14 protein-coding genes are annotated in these 17259 nt (G+C 34.0%); 13 read left to right on the plus strand and 1 reads right to left on the minus strand.

What is annotated here, in order from left to right; genetic code table 11:
* Positions 1–99 precede the first annotated feature (99 nt).
* From L1283_RS27340 to L1283_RS27395, 12 genes are all read left to right on the plus strand, one after another.
* Positions 100–642, plus strand: a complete 543-nt coding sequence (locus L1283_RS27340; protein WP_429626719.1) for a hypothetical protein — start codon at positions 100–102, stop codon at positions 640–642.
* Positions 643–892: 250 nt separating this feature from the next.
* The gene (locus L1283_RS27345) at positions 893–1180 is read left to right on the plus strand and encodes a hypothetical protein (protein WP_429626721.1); all 288 of its coding nucleotides are present in this window, start codon (positions 893–895) and stop codon (positions 1178–1180) included.
* Positions 1180–1953, plus strand: a complete 774-nt coding sequence (locus L1283_RS27350; RefSeq protein ID WP_429626723.1) for a phage antirepressor KilAC domain-containing protein — start codon at positions 1180–1182, stop codon at positions 1951–1953. Before L1283_RS27345 ends, L1283_RS27350 begins: the two co-directional genes overlap by 1 nt.
* A 274-nt stretch (positions 1954–2227) precedes the next feature.
* Entirely contained in the window at positions 2228–2917 is a 690-nt protein-coding gene (locus L1283_RS27355) for a hypothetical protein (RefSeq protein WP_429626725.1), read from the plus strand.
* 2 nt (positions 2918–2919) lie between these two features.
* On the plus strand, positions 2920–3288 hold the full coding sequence (locus L1283_RS27360; RefSeq protein WP_429626727.1) for a hypothetical protein: 369 nt from the start codon (positions 2920–2922) through the stop codon (positions 3286–3288).
* A gap of 147 nt (positions 3289–3435) precedes the next feature.
* Complete coding sequence (locus L1283_RS27365; protein WP_429626729.1) at positions 3436–3792, plus strand: hypothetical protein; 357 nt, start codon at positions 3436–3438, stop codon at positions 3790–3792.
* Positions 3785–4990: a terminase large subunit domain-containing protein gene (locus L1283_RS27370; protein ID WP_429626731.1), complete on the plus strand. Its 1206-nt coding sequence runs from the start codon at positions 3785–3787 to the stop codon at positions 4988–4990. The genes L1283_RS27365 and L1283_RS27370 overlap by 8 nt, the downstream gene beginning before the upstream one ends.
* Positions 4991–5014: 24 nt before the next feature.
* The gene (locus L1283_RS27375) at positions 5015–5554 is read left to right on the plus strand and encodes a hypothetical protein (protein ID WP_429626733.1); all 540 of its coding nucleotides are present in this window, start codon (positions 5015–5017) and stop codon (positions 5552–5554) included.
* 181 nt (positions 5555–5735) lie between these two features.
* Complete coding sequence (locus L1283_RS27380) at positions 5736–6368, plus strand: hypothetical protein (RefSeq protein ID WP_429626735.1); 633 nt, start codon at positions 5736–5738, stop codon at positions 6366–6368.
* Positions 6369–6478: 110 nt separating this feature from the next.
* Positions 6479–7696: a hypothetical protein gene (locus tag L1283_RS27385; RefSeq protein ID WP_429626737.1), complete on the plus strand. Its 1218-nt coding sequence runs from the start codon at positions 6479–6481 to the stop codon at positions 7694–7696.
* A gap of 283 nt (positions 7697–7979) precedes the next feature.
* Positions 7980–14621 carry a CotH kinase family protein gene (locus tag L1283_RS27390; RefSeq protein WP_429626739.1) on the plus strand — a complete coding sequence of 2214 codons (6642 nt, stop codon included), beginning with the start codon at positions 7980–7982 and terminating at the stop codon, positions 14619–14621.
* Positions 14622–14623: 2 nt separating this feature from the next.
* On the plus strand, positions 14624–15103 hold the full coding sequence (locus L1283_RS27395) for a hypothetical protein (protein ID WP_429626741.1): 480 nt from the start codon (positions 14624–14626) through the stop codon (positions 15101–15103).
* 263 nt (positions 15104–15366) lie between these two features.
* Here L1283_RS27395 and L1283_RS27400 read toward each other — a convergent pair whose 3' ends face one another.
* Complete coding sequence (locus L1283_RS27400) at positions 15367–15858, minus strand: hypothetical protein (protein ID WP_429626742.1); 492 nt, start codon at positions 15856–15858, stop codon at positions 15367–15369.
* A gap of 80 nt (positions 15859–15938) precedes the next feature.
* Here L1283_RS27400 and L1283_RS27405 point away from each other — a divergent pair, with 80 nt between their 5' ends.
* Complete coding sequence (locus tag L1283_RS27405; protein WP_429626743.1) at positions 15939–17180, plus strand: hypothetical protein; 1242 nt, start codon at positions 15939–15941, stop codon at positions 17178–17180.
* Positions 17181–17259 lie beyond the last annotated feature (79 nt).

Genomic DNA, 17259 nt, shown 5'->3' on the forward strand with positions numbered 1-17259 from the left:
AAGAGCCAAAAAGTTATTTCCATTTTCAGCCCTAAAACAGAAAATACTATATAAAAATTAGAAATTTCTGTCTAAACAAACGGGCGCAGCTTAAAGGGTGTGATTAAAAAAAGTGGTATTGGAATCAATGGTAATAATTACACTAAATATTCTATAGTTCAACCATTTTCATTTTCAAAAATGGATAAAAAGGATGTTACAACTATCTTTCTTACCACAGAGGATGGTGCATACGTTAGCAAGTATATCAATGACAAATATATCGTCAAATATTCAGTGAATAAAGCTAATAGAGAATTAAAAACGGTTGAAAAAGAAGTAGTTAATATCGAAAAGGTAGGTAAGATTTTAGAAAAAAATAATATGGATTTAGAAAAAGAAATTGAAAATCTAAAGGATATGGTGGCATCTATGCAGATGCAAATCGAACAACAAAAAGAGCAAATAAATCAGTTAGTTAACAATAGTAATAACCATGTGGTTGCTCAACCTTCAACAGTGATTGAAGAAGAAATTCAAAAAACCAATCTTAAAGAAACACCATTCTTTCATGATGAAGAAGAAATTGATAAGGTTAACTTAAGTGAATTAACTGACTTTTTCGCAGCGTATAATAGCGATAATAACAACGATAAAGGCTAAGGAATAGGCCGTTCATTTGTGTATTCCGTTTTAATTATTTTCATAAATTTTTGTTTTCAAGGGGCTTTAATTAGCCCCTTTTTTTGTGCCTTTTTTTTAATAGAGTTTATAAAAATCTCATTTCAATATATATTAATAGAAAAATAATTTACCTGAATATCAGTGATTTGTGAAATAATTTAAGAAAAATTTAATAAAAAAGTGAATTATTTAAAATTGAAGAATATTTATAATAAATAACGAAACAAAGATGACATTAAAAGAATACGGAGACTTGACAATGAAGGAAATAAAGAAAGTGTTAAGTCAACAACAACTAAACAACATCTATCTAGGAAGCTCGATAAAAGCAATAAGAGATAGTAAGGAAGATGATAACGAAGAAACGATGACCAAGTTACAGTATATGAAGGATATTCAAAAAGTAATGGAGAAAAAAGAAAAGTATGAGATATGCCACCATTTAAAAGTAATGATAAAAATATTGGAGGGTAGGATTGAAGAGAAGAGAAAAAATAAAGAAGTAAATAACAAATAATGGAAATAGTAAATACAAACAGAAATGGACAAACATTAAGTAGCAGAGAGATTGCAGAATACGCAGGTAAGCCACACAGCGACGTAATGAAAGCAATTAGAAAAATGGAAAAATCTTGGGTTGAAGTTAACGGAGGAAATTTTTCCTTGGTTGAATACACAGATGGAAAAGGACAAAAAAGACCTGAATACCTCTTAACGAAAAAAGAGAGCCTATACATCATTACGAAATTCAATGACGTTGCAAGAGCGAAATTGATAAACAGGTGGGAAGAATTGGAGCAACAAGCGGTAAACAATCAATTCCAAATTCCCACCACATTAAGCGGTGCATTATTACTTGCATCACAACAAGCGGAACAAATCGAACAACAACAATTATTGTTACAGCAGACAAATAATCAGTTGCAGGCTGTAAGCACGAAGGTAAATGAACAAGCGAACCAATTGAAAGAACAAGCCCATAAGGTAACGTTTGCTGATGCTGTAATTGAGACTGGAGATAGCATTTTAATCGGTCATTTAGCCACACTTATTACACAAGCAGGTTTTGAAATTGGACAAAATAGATTATTCCAATTGTTACGGGATTTAGGGTATTTGGGGTGTGTTGGCGAAAAGAAAAATAAACCCCTTCAACATGCTGTCGAAGATGGATTATTTGAGTTGAAATACAGCGAATATCTTGACAATCAAGGTAAAAGAAAAATGACAACAGTAACAAAAGTAACTCCTAAAGGTCAAGAATTTTTTATCAATTTATTTAAAATATAAAAGTATGTGGGATATAATAGGATATAGCATAATAATCGGGATGGTAGTAAATATGATTACATCCATTCCTTTATGGTCTTATCTCGACCGCTTAGGCAAACCGTTTTCATGCATTTTTTGCCTAACATTTTGGATATGTGTCGCAATAGGCACATTTAACATGGCACCATTGCCGATAGTGAAATGGTTGCTTGTGACATTATCAGCTCCGTATGTGAGCGATATTATGGAGCGGTTGAAAAACGCCTTACCGATTAAGTTGAAATAATAGAAGTTGAACAATAATAAAGAAGAAGAATTTGATAAAAATCTACTAAAAAGAAAAGACGAAGCAATAAAAGAATTGTATACAACAGGTAGATATAAAGGTCTTTACATGGGTAGAGAGTCTTCAAGCTCGCATAATCCTATCGTACATTACATTAGCGGATGGCTTAAGTCAAAGGGATGGAGCGATGAAAAAATCAGTAGGGAAATGGGGGATTTTTATAACGAATTATTCAAAGAAGTGTATTTAATTAAGCTCGAAAAATGGCCTGAATTGCTTGACAACCCAAAGAAGCTTACAGCAACAATTTGCCTGATGGCGCAAAGGCATTTATTTCGAGATGTTAATGAAAAGTATCCAAGCGCAAAAAGCTATTACGAAAAAAATAAAAGATTCAGCACTGAATATGACAAAGAGATTAAACGAATTAATCACAGCGAATTAACCGAAAATGACGATGAATATATTATTGAAGATGACCAGGAGACAGGATTTGAAAAGAAATATAAAATAGACGTTGATGTATTTATCGCTTTGATGACGGAAGAGCAAAGGCAATTATTCTACAGGTATATAAATAAAAAAGGTACAGGTAAAAAGGGGCGATTTAACAACGCAGATAGAGAAAAGTATAATGAGATATTAGAGCAGATAACAAAAGACTGCAAAGATATATTAAGGAGATTAAATAGTTAAAAATGACAGAACAAGAAATAGAAGTATTAAAAGAGATTAAAAAAATAGAGAAGGTATTAAATACCTTTAAAGATGGTGGTGATTTGATAGTAAATATTGCCACTCAACAGCAACTGAATGTGATATTGGGAAAGCTTAAAGAAGCTTATCCAACAGTGAAATATCCATTGAAAATTGATTCATGTGCAGGTTGTATAAGAAACTTTTTAGGTGATTTAATTCCAGTTTTTGCGAGATTAAGCAAGAACGAAAAAACAGAAGTAAACGAGGTAAATCCTTTCGATGTTGTTGATAAAGAGGTTGTTGAAGAAGCAATTAAAAAAATAGAAAATACAAAAAAAACAACAAGTAGAAGAAAGGGTAAAAAGTAATTTTCATTTTATTATATATGTTTTATTTAAAGGATAGTAATTAAGCTATCCTTTTTTTATGTCCATACTTTTTTAAATGCAATATAGTTGCGTGCCAATATTTATCGCTGAAAGGATGCCAGTAAAAGAAATGGCAAATAATGGTAAATGATAAACAAGCAACCTAAAAAGAGAAATGAAACAAGTATAAAAAAAGGAGAGGTAAAGAATCCAAAAGGCAGGCCGAAAGGCTCGGAAAACAAGCGAACCAAAGAACAAAGAGAAGCTTTTGTTGTCATTATGGAGCTACTGGAAAAGCGAATGATGGATGGTGACGATGTTATAAAAAACCTAAATCCGAGAGCAGCGGGGGAACTATATGCTACGTTATTAAATTATCAAAAACCTAAATTATCAGCAACGAAAAATGAGAATACCAATGAAATTAAGGGTGATATAAACATCAATATTTCATGGGACGAAGATAGTCAACAAACCACAAATGAGGGTGGAGAGGATGAATAACTTTAATCTTCGTCTTCCTAAACCACATGCAACCCAACAAATAGTTCTTGATGCATTTAAATCGACACGATTCATCACTATGTGTTGTGGTCGTCGTTGGGGCAAATCTTTAATATCAAAAACAATATCAATAATTGAAGGAGTACAGGGCAAACAAATAGCTTATGTTACTCCTCAGTATAGATTAGCCAAACGCTTTTTTAAAGAGATAATAAACCAATTACCACAAGGAATTTACGAAGCAAATAAGAGTGATTTAACAATCGAATTTATTTCGGGTGGCACCATTAGTTTTTTCAGTGGGGAGAATTTAGATGCCCTCAGAGGTGGTGAATGTGATATTTTAATCATCGATGAAGCATCATTTATTGCAGACCTTGAAGAGGGTTGGAAGAATGCATTGCGACCGTTACTGACCAAGACCAAAGGCAAAGCTTTATTTATTTCAACACCAAGGGGAAAGGATTATTTTTTTGAGTTAACAAAGAAAGCTAATGATAATGGAGATTGGAGGAATTTTCAATTTACTACTTATGATAATCCACATATTGACCCACAGGAGATAGACAACGCAAAAGCTGATTTACCATCGGAATCATTCAACCAAGAATATTTGGCCGTTGCAGGAAGTAATAAAAATGGTATCGTATCGCTCGATGTAATAACACGAAATACATTAACAGAGTATAGCACGGAGCCGACAGCAATAATAGGTATTGACGTTGCATCAACCACCGACTTTACATCAATCTCATTCATGTCAGCATCGGGAAAAATGACCGACCACATACATTTTCAATCAAACGATTGGGTTATTGTTGAAGAGAAAATAAAGGCTTTACCACAGGGGATTATGAAAGTAATGGATATTACAGGAGTTGGTAAAGTTGTCTATGATAATTTGATAAATCAAGGCATTTTAAATCTTATTGGCTTCACCTTTACGGCTCAGAGCAAACCACAACTTATTAAGGAATTGATTCTAGCACTAGAAAAGGATAAGTTAAAATTCAACGAGATTACAGCAAATGAATTATCAACGTTTGAATACAAGCTTGGCAAAGGGGGGCATGTAACATATAATGCTATTAATGGTTGTCATGATGATACGGTTGTTAGTTTGGCACTATGTAATAAATTCCTTCCTGATGTTCAACATTTAGTTAATGGCAATCCTTTAGCCAAGTACGGTTGGTAAGCCAATATTTATGGAAAAATAGTGATGGTAAAGAAAGAAGAATTAATTGATAAGCTACCCTTAAAATGGGCTGATGTAACGCTAAAGCAATATATAACATTCAGGAATTTGATTGAGCAATTAGGCGGTGTTGATGACTTTGAAAAGGTATACCGTAATATGCTAGACATATATTTCTTCACCTTCACAGGTGTACAGCTTTATGATGTTGAAGGATTCCAACAGGTTGATTATTTTAAAATAGCTGAACGTTTTAATGCATTCGAAAATGACGAATCAAACCAAACAGCAGACATTGATGAAAGCTTAATTAAAGGGTTTGATGAAATCATTTTCGAAGACCTATTAAAATACATGAATTTGCAGGAACAAAATAATATTAGCAATTGGGGTGAAATGATTAATATTTTATTGAAAGAACCTATCGATAACATAGAGGATAATATGAATATGGCAGAAGCTAACAGGTTTTTTTTTGTTCTCGAAAAGCAGTTGAAGACCTATTTGGAAGCTTTGGAAATCTCTTTGACGGAGAAGTTGAAGAAGAGCCACAAGGGGCGATAGAAGCAAATCAAATGTATTTGAAGAAGGAATTTTATAAAAGATGGGGGTACTTTGAATTGCTTCATAACGTATCCGAATACCTATTTATAACGATGCTTGAAGGGATGAAAATGTATGCAGTTGATGTATTTGTATATAGCTCATTGCTCAAAGACAAAGTAAATATTCTAAAGAAATAACTATGGCAAAGAGTCTAAAGCAAGCAAGTAAAAAGGCACAATTCAACATCTTAATAGATAACCTTGTTGCAACAGTCGGAGAAGATAAAGGGGCGTTTTCATTTAATATGAATGTGTTGGAGCAGATTGTTGCGGAGTTTATAGAACGTGTTAAAACGGAAATTAATAGTATCAATGATTTTCTAGTTACAGGTAGTATTGAAGAGCTTTCAATCAAAGTCAACAATATGAATGAGGTTGAAATATTAGGGCTTCAACATATTATATATCAAAGTAGGGGTGTCAATGGTACCGAACAAAATAATGGTAGTGTACACAGTTACGGACAATATAAGCCACCTGTTGCACCAATTCTCGAATGGATAGAAAACAGACAACTAATATCTGCCAATAATGGAAAATTTTTTAAAGATAGTGCATTTGACGATATGACCGACGATGAAAAGAAAACACAATTAGCATACGCTATAAGAAGCCATATTTACAAAAAGGGATTTCAAGGCAAAGGCTATTGGGATTCGAATGTAGATTGGTTGAAGAATGAACTTAATACACGCATTCAACAGAATTTAGGTGACCAAATCAAATTCCGCATATTCAATAAATACGGTGATAATGTCCAAAAAAAGAAATAATAATGCCAATAACAATAATAAAGAAACCACATACAATTTCCCCTAATGGGAATCTAAACACTTGGATGTTTTCCAGCGATAACAATAACCTAATCTATTGTGTTTTAACGATGACTAAGGCACAAAGCACCGATATTATAGCAAAGAAAAAAGTATTTCAAAAGCCATTGACTAATGTCCTATCGGTGGATGTCTCTAACGTTCTGAAGAACTTAGCGGAATCGATATTGAATAACAGTAATGAGGTGATTACCTTAAGTTATCTACCCGAATACAATGTAAGTATACAGGAATATATACTTGACCCTGCAACAGGTAACATAACAGCAGGAGATGTAACGAATGAATACAGCAACTATTTTTTTGAAAGTGAAGAAAATGTTATAGACTTCTTTGGTTATGATAGTAATAAATACAACATTCAACCGTACAAAGGTCCAAGCAATACAGACCCCAAAGCAAAATTCTTGACCAACCAACAACAGGTAAAGAATATAACTACACAGCAAAAGGAGTTTTTAAAAATCTTTGATTTAAATCGACACGGACAGAAGCTTAAAGTAAGTCTTTACGATAGCGATAACGATTTATTGCTTGATGTATCGATACCAATAACACGGCAAGCATCGGAAAATGTAATCAGTCTCAATGTATCACCTTTGGCAATACTATCCCATCCATTAATCAAAAACAATGATGAGGTAAATATTACCCATACATATAAGGTGGTTATATTGGATGCGTCGGACAATGAAGTCAGCGAGAGCCGAATATATACTATGACAGAATCTTGTCAATTGAGGGAGCGAAATATCATCTTTAAAAATGTGCTTGGTGGATGGGATTCGATTATTGTCAACAACAGTATTGAGACATTGACCACAGCAAAGACTTATATCAATCGACCAATCAGCAGGAATAACACGTATTCACAGGATGGTAAATTCTTCAGCAATAAAGATGTAATAAGCAATAACAACACATATAGTTATACTGCATCGTCTAATTATTTAGATGATTACGAAAGCAATCTAGCTAAAGAGATAATAACAGCAAATAAGGTATATGTGGGTGTAGATGATTTTTTGGTAGAAGTTACCGTTGACAACAAAACATATAAGGTACTGCAACAGCATGTGAACGGATTTAAACGGAATCGGTTAGACCTACAGTATTCTGCACCCTTCTCAATCCAAAAACTAGAAACGGTTATCAATGCCAATGATATTGATTTGAACAATAACCCTGATTCAGCATTATATTTAGCCGTTAATAGTGGTGATTTTGTCATCGATAATTGGCTGAATAGCGTAACATTAAAATACTAATTCTTTTTTTACATACTACTTTTAGCCCCTTAATTGGGGCTTTTTTTGTGAATTAAAAAATAACAAAGATTTTAAGCCATATAAGCCCCTGTAATACATTATAAGTGGTTTTGAACTATTGATATTAATGCTAAAAGTTATTGCATCCTATGGCATCTAATGAAGTCAAATATTCATTCTATAATCGATTATTTGTAGATTAAAAAATAATACCCCATCTATCTATATATTCCCATTACAGATATAGACAAAGCCAATATTTATCTGAAAGAAGTTAAAAAAAATGGCGAATAAAAAACAGTTTCCTAAAGATTTCACGAAAAAAACACAAGTAAATGCAAACGATAAAATATTGGGTGCTGATGCTGTTAGTGGTGACCCTTATTTCATCGAGGTAGGAGAAATCACAAAGAACAAAGTCGATAAAGAGAATAACAAAAGCTTAGTGCTTGATACTGAAATAACCAAGCTTCAAGGCTTACCAAGTAAAACACAATTGGATGCTACAATCAATTCAGGACTTAATACCAAGGTTGATAAGGTCGCAGGGAAAGGACTTTCAAGCAACGATTATACAACAACTGAAAAAGATAAAGTTTCTAAAATCAAAGTTGAAGCTACAGGTGACGGAAATAAATTCCTCAATGAAAAAGGGGAATATAAAGAAGTTATTGTACCATTGGCACCTGTACAAAGTGTGTCCGTTAATGGTAATGATGTTGCACCTGATAATGATGGAAATGTAGCAATTACAATCCCATCTGCACCAATTCAAAGTATTGATGTCAACGGTGAAAATGTTGCACCTGATGCAAACGGTAAAGTATCGATACAAATTCCTGATGCACCAGTACAAAGCATTTCATTAAATAATTCATCTGTAGAGCCTGATGTTAACGGTAACGTTAATATTCAAGTAGTGCAAAATGTAGAACAAACAATCAATCCTGCAAGTACAGACCCTGTTAGCTCTAGTGCTGTTGCAAGTGCTTTTAACGAATTAGATAGTAAATACGGTACTCAATTATCATTGTCAACCATTGGTGATGGGGATGATAAAGTATATTCAATTTCATTATTAAATGAGAATGGTGATATATTGTCGACAACCGAGGAATTTAGCGGTGGCGGTGGTAGTGGTGAAGTAACCACAACTAAAATCGTGTTGACAAAATTGTCGCAAAACTCCACTATCAAAAAAGGTGATGAAGTTATTCTACAGTATCAATATGACCATCTAGACACAACTACCAACGAAAGTACGGGTAACCCTGCAACAATCGTTGCGACAGTTACAGCAGGGGCAAATAGTGTGACAAGGGAATCAGTAGTAAATGCAGGTACAATAAACAATATTGACTGTACAGAATTATTGCAATTGGGTAACAACTTAATTCGTATTCGTGCAGAAGTAAACACGGGTGATAGAGTGCAGGTAGCTACAATTACATACACAATATTAGTGGTTAACTTGGTGTTGAATTCCTCATTAGATTATGCACAGACTTTTGATAAAGGTACACCTATTTATGTTCCATTTTCATTGCAAGGAGCAGGAAATAAGACATTAAAAACTTATGTCAACAGCTCATTATACGAAACAAGAACAATAACACAGAGTACTGCAACAGGTACGGTGCAAATTCCTACTACATCATATAGCCACGGCAATATATCAGTTCAAATTGTTGCGGAATTGGACGTTGTAAGCTCTACTATTTTATCAAATTCGATTTATTATGATTTGATTATTCGTGAAGCGAACAACAATACACCTGTCATTGCTTCAAAATATACCTATGTTGATGGTAGAATCATCGAAGCAGGTCAAAAACCTGTTATTGTTGCGAAACAATTTGAGGAATTTACTATTAATTATGCTGTATTTGACCCTTTAAAGCCTACAAAATTAGTCAATGTATATATTGATAGCAATGTAATTGCAAGTGCTAACGTTGGATTCAGTCAACAAAAGACAGTATATAAGACATTAACAAGTGGGGAGTTTTCAGGCCGTATCGTTACAGGCTCGAAAACATATAATTTCGACATTGATATTCAATCATCCAATGTTAATCTTCAAGAGCCAACCGACAATTTAGCGTTCAAATTTACTGCAAGCGGTAAATCAAATAACGATGTAAATAAAGGAGTCTGGAATAGTACAGTCAATAACGTTACAGCGACATTAACCAACGTAAAATTTGGTGGTGACGGGTGGATGAACAACGCTTTGCGCTTATCGGATGATGGTAGAGCCACAGTTAATTACAATGTGTTATCAGCGAGCAATTCAATCGTTAATAACTCCTTTACTTATCAAGTGAAATTCAAAGTATCAGAAGTAACCAATGATGATGCACAAGTAATTAAATGTGTTGACAGTGAAGGTACAGGTTTTGTGATAACCACGAATGAAGCTAAAATGGTAACCAAAGGTAAAGCAACGGTATCGATGAAGTTAGCTAGCGGTGAAGTATATAATGTGGCTTTTGTATCTTATCCATTAAGTAATAATGATTCATCCGACCATGAAAAGCTAAATGATTCAATGTTGTACTTATACATTAATGGTATATTATCAGGAGCAGTACAAAAAGCAAATACAGATTCAATATACCAAGCTACACCAACAACATTAATTTTTGGTGCCAATGGTGCATCATTGGATATATACAACACTAGATTGTATAACCGTTATTTGAATGATAGCGAGGTTTTGGATTTATCAATTGTTGATTTAGATAGTGTAACAGAAATTGTTGACAAATACAATGCGAATGCGATAATTGACAACAATGGAGATATTACAGTTGATTCAATCGCCAAAGATATGAGATATGTCATTATCACAGGGGTTGAAGCTAACGGAGTTCCAACAGTGTTGCAAGCAGCGGTCAATAATAACAAAAAAACCAAGTACAATGTTACCGAGATTTTACATATAAAGAAGTCTGAACCACAATTAAATTTCAAATTGATAGGTGGCTCTATCCAACTACAAGGTACCAGCTCGCTTGCATACCCAATTAAGAATTACAAAATCACACTAAAGAATTCACAAAAAGTTGATGGTGAATTTTACTTAGGTTGCGATGCTCAAGGAAACGGAGGGGTATTACAGGATAAAGCATTATTCTCATTTAAAGTTAAATCTGATTCAGGTAAAGTGCCTGCTCCAGTTAATTTGTGGTGTTTAAAAGCTGATTTTGCAGAATCTTCAAGCTCGCACAATACAGGTATGGCAAGACTTGTACATAACACTTTGACCTCTATCGGGGAAAAGACACCACCACAAAAAGCAGTGCCAAATGATTATAAATACGATGTACGTACCACAGTTGACGGTGAGCCATGTTATTTATTCTATAGAGCGACTGTTAATGACGTCCCTAAATTTTTGGGTAAATACAACATGAATAACGATAAGGGTACAGAAGATGTTTTTGGTTTCCTTAACATTCCTAATTACCACGTTGAAGCTGATGGTGTAACGCCTACAAATTGGATACAGACAAAATTTGGCGGTAAAAACCCTACAGAATGTTGGGAATTCCTAAATAATGATTATCCAATGGGAAGCTATTTGGATGACGATTTCAATGCAATGGTTGATGTTGATGGTAAGCAAATACCGAATTGGACACGTGTTTTTGAAGCTCGTTTCCCTGACAACCAAGATACCTACGCTGATGGTACAAAGAAGCCTTATTATTTAGAACGCTTTGTAAAATGGGTTAAATCGACTCAAACCAATACAAGTAAATTCAAAGCTGAATTAAAAGACTATGCTGATGTAAGTTATTTATGTGACTATTATGTATTCACTGATTTGATGGGAGCAGTTGACCAAAGAGTAAAGAACCAAATGCTTGCTTTTTGGTACGACACAGCAAAGGATAAAATGTTAGGTTATTTTATTTTCTATGATAATGATACCATACTTGGTGTGCGTAATGACGGCCGTTTAAAATATGGATTCGATATTGATGAAGATTCGACCGACCCTGAATTATCAATTGGTGGTAATACTGTATATGCCTTTGCAGGTCACAATTCTGTATTGTGGAAGAATCTTAGAACGGAATTTCAAACAGAGCTTCAAGAAGCATATCAACGTATCAGAACCAAGATGACTAATGACTATATTTTCAATATGTTTGATAAAGAACAGTCTGATAAATATGTTGAACGTGTCTACAATATCGATGCGCAATACAAGTATGTGAAACCAAAAACATTGGGTGTTGACGTTAATGTCGGTGGTGTTGTAACTAATTTGAAATATTCTTATTTGGAAGCATCCCAAGGTAGCCGTAAATCGCACCGTCATTGGTGGTTGACTAATCGTCTAAATCTTTTCGATGCTAAATACAGTACAGGACAATTTACCCTGACCGATATTGCTTGGAAAGGCTACAGTAACGCAGGTGCAACAATCAAAGCAACAGCAAACAGGGATTTCTATTTCCAAGTACGTAGGGAATCAACAATTATGACACATACCAAAGTGCTGAAAAATGTTGAATGGGCGTACAGTTATCCGCAGACAGCTAACATAGGTACTATTTTCCACCTGTATGGCGGCGTATTTATGTCAAAGCTTAATATGTCAGAATGGGGTGGCTTTACAGATTTGAATTTACCTAATTTGCCTGTATTGGAGTCACTTATATTAGGTGGTGCTAGTGGTAAAACGTATTCATTAACTGAATTGGTAATTGCGGATAAGATGCCAATGCTTAAATTCCTTGACATGCGTAATTATTCCTTGATACCTTCAATTGATTTATCAGCTTGTAATAGGCTTGAAGAGTTGAATGCACTTGGATGTAATACATTGACATCAATAGCTTTACCTAACGGTTCACCAATAGCTAAGTTAACATTGCCAAAGAATTTGAAGACTTTGAAATTGACAAATTTCAACAAGATTTCAAATTCAAATATTGCGTTTCCTGATGGGGTGAATGTTGAGACTTTGATATATGATAATTGCCCATTAATCAACTGGGAAACATTGTATAACACGATGTCAACAACGGTTAAAAATCTTCGTGCAACAGGCATTAAAAAAACAGGTACAGCGGATTGGTTATTGCAATTTATGAATGTGGGTGGGGTAACTGAAAATGGAACATTAACAACTACATGTAGCTTAGTTGGTACTTATCAGTTGACAAAATTCGTAAGCGATTCGCTATATAACCAATTGGTTGAACATTTTCCTGAGTTGTCAATATCTCAACCGAATATGTCAGTTGTGAAATTCAATACCAACGTTGCTGACCCAAAAAATATCACCAATATTGATAATAATACAGGTTACAGTACAGGGACAGAATACATTGCCAATGGTCACGTCACCAAGATTTTAGATAAGCGTTTCAGATGCTTAGGTAAACAGACATCATTAGGTAATATGCTAATTACTCCACTAGATAACAATGATTCCAGACTCTTTAAAAACAAGCAGGATGCAACAGCTTATCAGACAGGGGCGCATGGTGACGTGTATGTATATGAACCACATTATTGGTATAAGGGCGTGAACGATTATAAAAACAATGCAAATTACGCTTGTTATTCTTCAAATGCTGAAAAGCCAAAAAAATACGATGGAAAGACGTTGATATTACTAAAAGAAACATTTACAACTGTTGCAGGTAGGGAAAATGCACCAATTGCTGTATCATACAGAGAAAATACTAGGCTTTATAATACTACTCAATACAGTACATTAAATGACTTTTTAAATCCTCAAAGCGGTTATTTTGTGTATGGGATGAATGTTGAAGGTTACAAACAAATTCGTTTTCCTGCTATAACAAGCGATACAATTATCAGTGCAATTGTTGCAACAGGAGCAGAGTTAACCAGCCAAGTCTTAGGTACAGGGTTAAAAATAAGTGGATTAAATGTGATGTTCACAAACGGTATGTATTATGTCATGGATATTCCAACGAATGCGAAATGGGTATTTATTACATTTACAACGACAGACACATTTGACAAAGTTGTGTTAACTGATTCTACAAGTATTTACGATGTTGAACCCGATTGGATAGAGCATAAAGAAGCATTAGTCAGTGCTTTTGATGTTAGTTATTTTATTGATGCACAGGGTGAAACTATATTAAAATCATTCCCTTCAATGAAGCAAGTTGTTAGTAATTTGACTTTTGAAACATATACTAATTATGTTGGGGATTTAGGTAGAAAATTACAATTACCTGATTACGAAGAGATGAAAAACATAACCAATTTGTTTTACGCAAAATATGGAAATCGTAATAGTCAATTGCAATGCGGATATGGTCAAAACTCCTTTACACGTAGCGGTACAGGTTCAACGATTCGATTCGGAATGAATGATTCAGCGGTTAATACAGCAAGCGGTAACTTAGAGTATTGCGTTTTTTCAGTAAAAAATAGTGATGGTACAACATCTAAGATTGTGAATAATGAAATTAATTGTATGGGTTATGAAGACCTTTATGGTGGAGTGAATGAATGGATTTCAGGCATAATCACGGCAGGTAACTATACTGTTGCAGTTGAAAATAGCGATAAAGTAACACGCTACTTGCAAGGCTACAGGGCGCAAAATGGTAACTATATGCAAGGTGTACACTTTGGCAAGTATATGGATATTTACCCATGTGGAAGTACAACAGGAGCAACCGACAGTACTCATTATTGTGATACAATTAATGTCGGTACAGGTAACACAGTAGGTAGTGTATTCAACCGTGGTGGACAAAGTGGGCAGAGTAGAGTGGATGCAGGTATCACAGCACTTGTTGGTATATACAACTCAACACAGAATATCAGCACTGTTACTACAAGATTAATGTTTAAAGGTGGCAACATCATTATAACAGAGAATGTCACAACATTCATCAACGCAAATGAAATAGCTTAAAAATGAGAAAAATACAAGGTACAGAATATACGCCATTAATAGAGCAAGTGAACCCTTACCACCAATTATGGAAGGTAAGGGTGAAACTTGACCCTAACGAAGATGGTATAATTGAATATATGGAAGAAGAATTTGACCATAAACCAACAGAAGATGAAATAAAAGAATACGTTATTGCGCATTATAATAAGATGTGCAATGATTTTATTCAATCAGGACTGAAATTTAACGATGAAACCGTATGGTTATCGCTTGAAAATCAGCAGAATTACAAGATGATATATGATTATGCGATGTTGAATGATGATATTTTCCCGATAAGAATCAAATTAGGCGAGGTATTGAACCCTGTTTATCATGAATTTGAAACGGTTGAAGAGATAAAAGGATTTTATAATTCAATAATAAAGCATATAAATGATACATTATGTGAGTACTGGACAATAAAAGATTCAATTGATTGGTCTAATTATGAAATATAATTTGTAAATTCATACTCTTTCATAAAAATAAAGTTTTAGCCCTTCGTATATTTCGGGATGCGAGGGGTTTTTTATTATTTATTTTTTTGTATATTTAATATATAAAAAGGGAATTTAATGTTTCTCATAATTTAGTTTATTAATGGATGCCCCTTACATGTGGATGTGTAAGGGGTTTTTTGTTATAAAAACATTATCAATTTCTGATTGTTATTAATATGTTTTTCAAATCATAGGTAATTACACTCTAGCTATCCCCTCCGCTAGGGTGTTTTTTTGTTAAAGGGCTTTACCCACAGAATTTGGTTATTTTCAAGCATTTCAATGACAATATGCAAGTCAGCAGCCGTGAACCATTGAGCTGAAAATTTGAGCGTTAAGTTATTTACCCAACCTTGATTTTCACAATAATATAGGCTACCCATATCACTATTATTAGCCATAAAACTATAGGCGTACTTTTGGCCTGTATAATTAAGGTCTGACACTGTAATTACTTCTCGTTTATCACCATGATAGGCAAGACAAACCATTTTTGATTCGTATTTATGTATTAAAGCATCAATAATTACTATTTCCAATTCCTTATTCAATTTACCCTCAACCAACCGCCAAAGATGATATTGTTGTTGAAAAAGGAATTTTGCATTATTCTTGCCGAATACGATATAATCGATTACAGTTTTCCCTTCATCTACAACCTCAACCATTACGTTGTATGACTTATTCTTATAAGTAAATTCTAAAGTATCCATTCGATAAAAATACTAATTATTTTAGTATTTCATCAATAGCCGACCATGTTACCAAAGCCAATATTTATCAGAAAAATATAATGGCTAAAAAGTACAATCTATATATAATGTCGGACGACGATAGCGAAGTTTTTGAGCTTGACATTGATACGTTCAACACTTCAACTATTTTTGCACTTGAAAACCTTCAAGACATAACAAAGCGAAATGATACGATAACATACGACATTAAGTTATTGCGAACAAAAAACAATAACATCGCATTGGGAAATCTATACGATATTTCAACATTTTCGTCACCGCAATACACACAACAATTAGGGCATAACTTTACCCCTAATCAATTTGTCAATTGCCAATTGTTCGAAGATAATACCCAACTGTTGAAAGGTAAATTGCAAATACTAGACTTCAATAAGACCGAATACAATGCAGTAATAACAGGTGAGGTTGTTAGCTTGATGTTGAATATAAAAGACCGTTATCTGCATGAATTAGATAGCTTATCCCAAACCACGCTTTATAACTACACTTATATAACTCCGACTTGGACGAGTACAACATCACCGTATATTTTCCCGATGCTAGATTACGGAATTGACTATCGAACAGGTAATTTTGACCCTTATGACAATAATTTTGAATTTAACAATTTTAGACCTGCATTTTATTTGAAAAGCTATTTAAATGCTATTTTTAAGGGGTTTAGATTCGATGATACTAAACAAGTTTACACTCAAAAAAAGGAAGATAACACGCTATTGAATAATAATACGGTCGATTTGTCAAAAATTGAAAGCATTATCAATAAAATATTCATTCCCAATAATTTTGAAAACTTTACACGTAGCGAAGAAGGTATAATTACAAAAATACTTATGTCTACACCTGCACAGTCAGGTAATAATCTTAATTTGCAGACGATTAACGGTGTTGCAAGTCAAATTAATTCGAGTGTTGATGATTTTTGGATTACTTCGACAAAGACAAATTTTAAGCTTTGGGAATCTAGCGGTGGGGGCGGAGTAACACAATTGTCAATGCCAACATTGCGACCAAGAGATAAATACATCAATTGTACACTCTATTTGCGTTTTCGTTTATTGATGCCAGTGGGCACAATAGGTACTTGGATGGTTGGGCTTGCTGATGTGGCAGGGACGAACAAGCTAGAACAGGGGCAATTAAAGCATTACACTAAGGTGCAAAAGACTGATATTAATATAAGTCAGGAATTCAGCATGGAATTCGATTTGCAGGTCGATAATCTTCAAGGGGAATTTGCGTTTGTATTTTTTCGGGAGGATGTAAATGGTAAATAAGAATGCAGCATAATTGGTAAGTTGGAGTGCAGCATTTTCGGCACTAATAAATACACAATCCAGTCCAAAAGTATGCTAT

The sequence above is a fragment of the Sphingobacterium sp. HSC-15S19 genome, from assembly GCF_050433745.1.
Lineage (GTDB): Bacteria > Bacteroidota > Bacteroidia > Sphingobacteriales > Sphingobacteriaceae > Sphingobacterium > Sphingobacterium siyangense.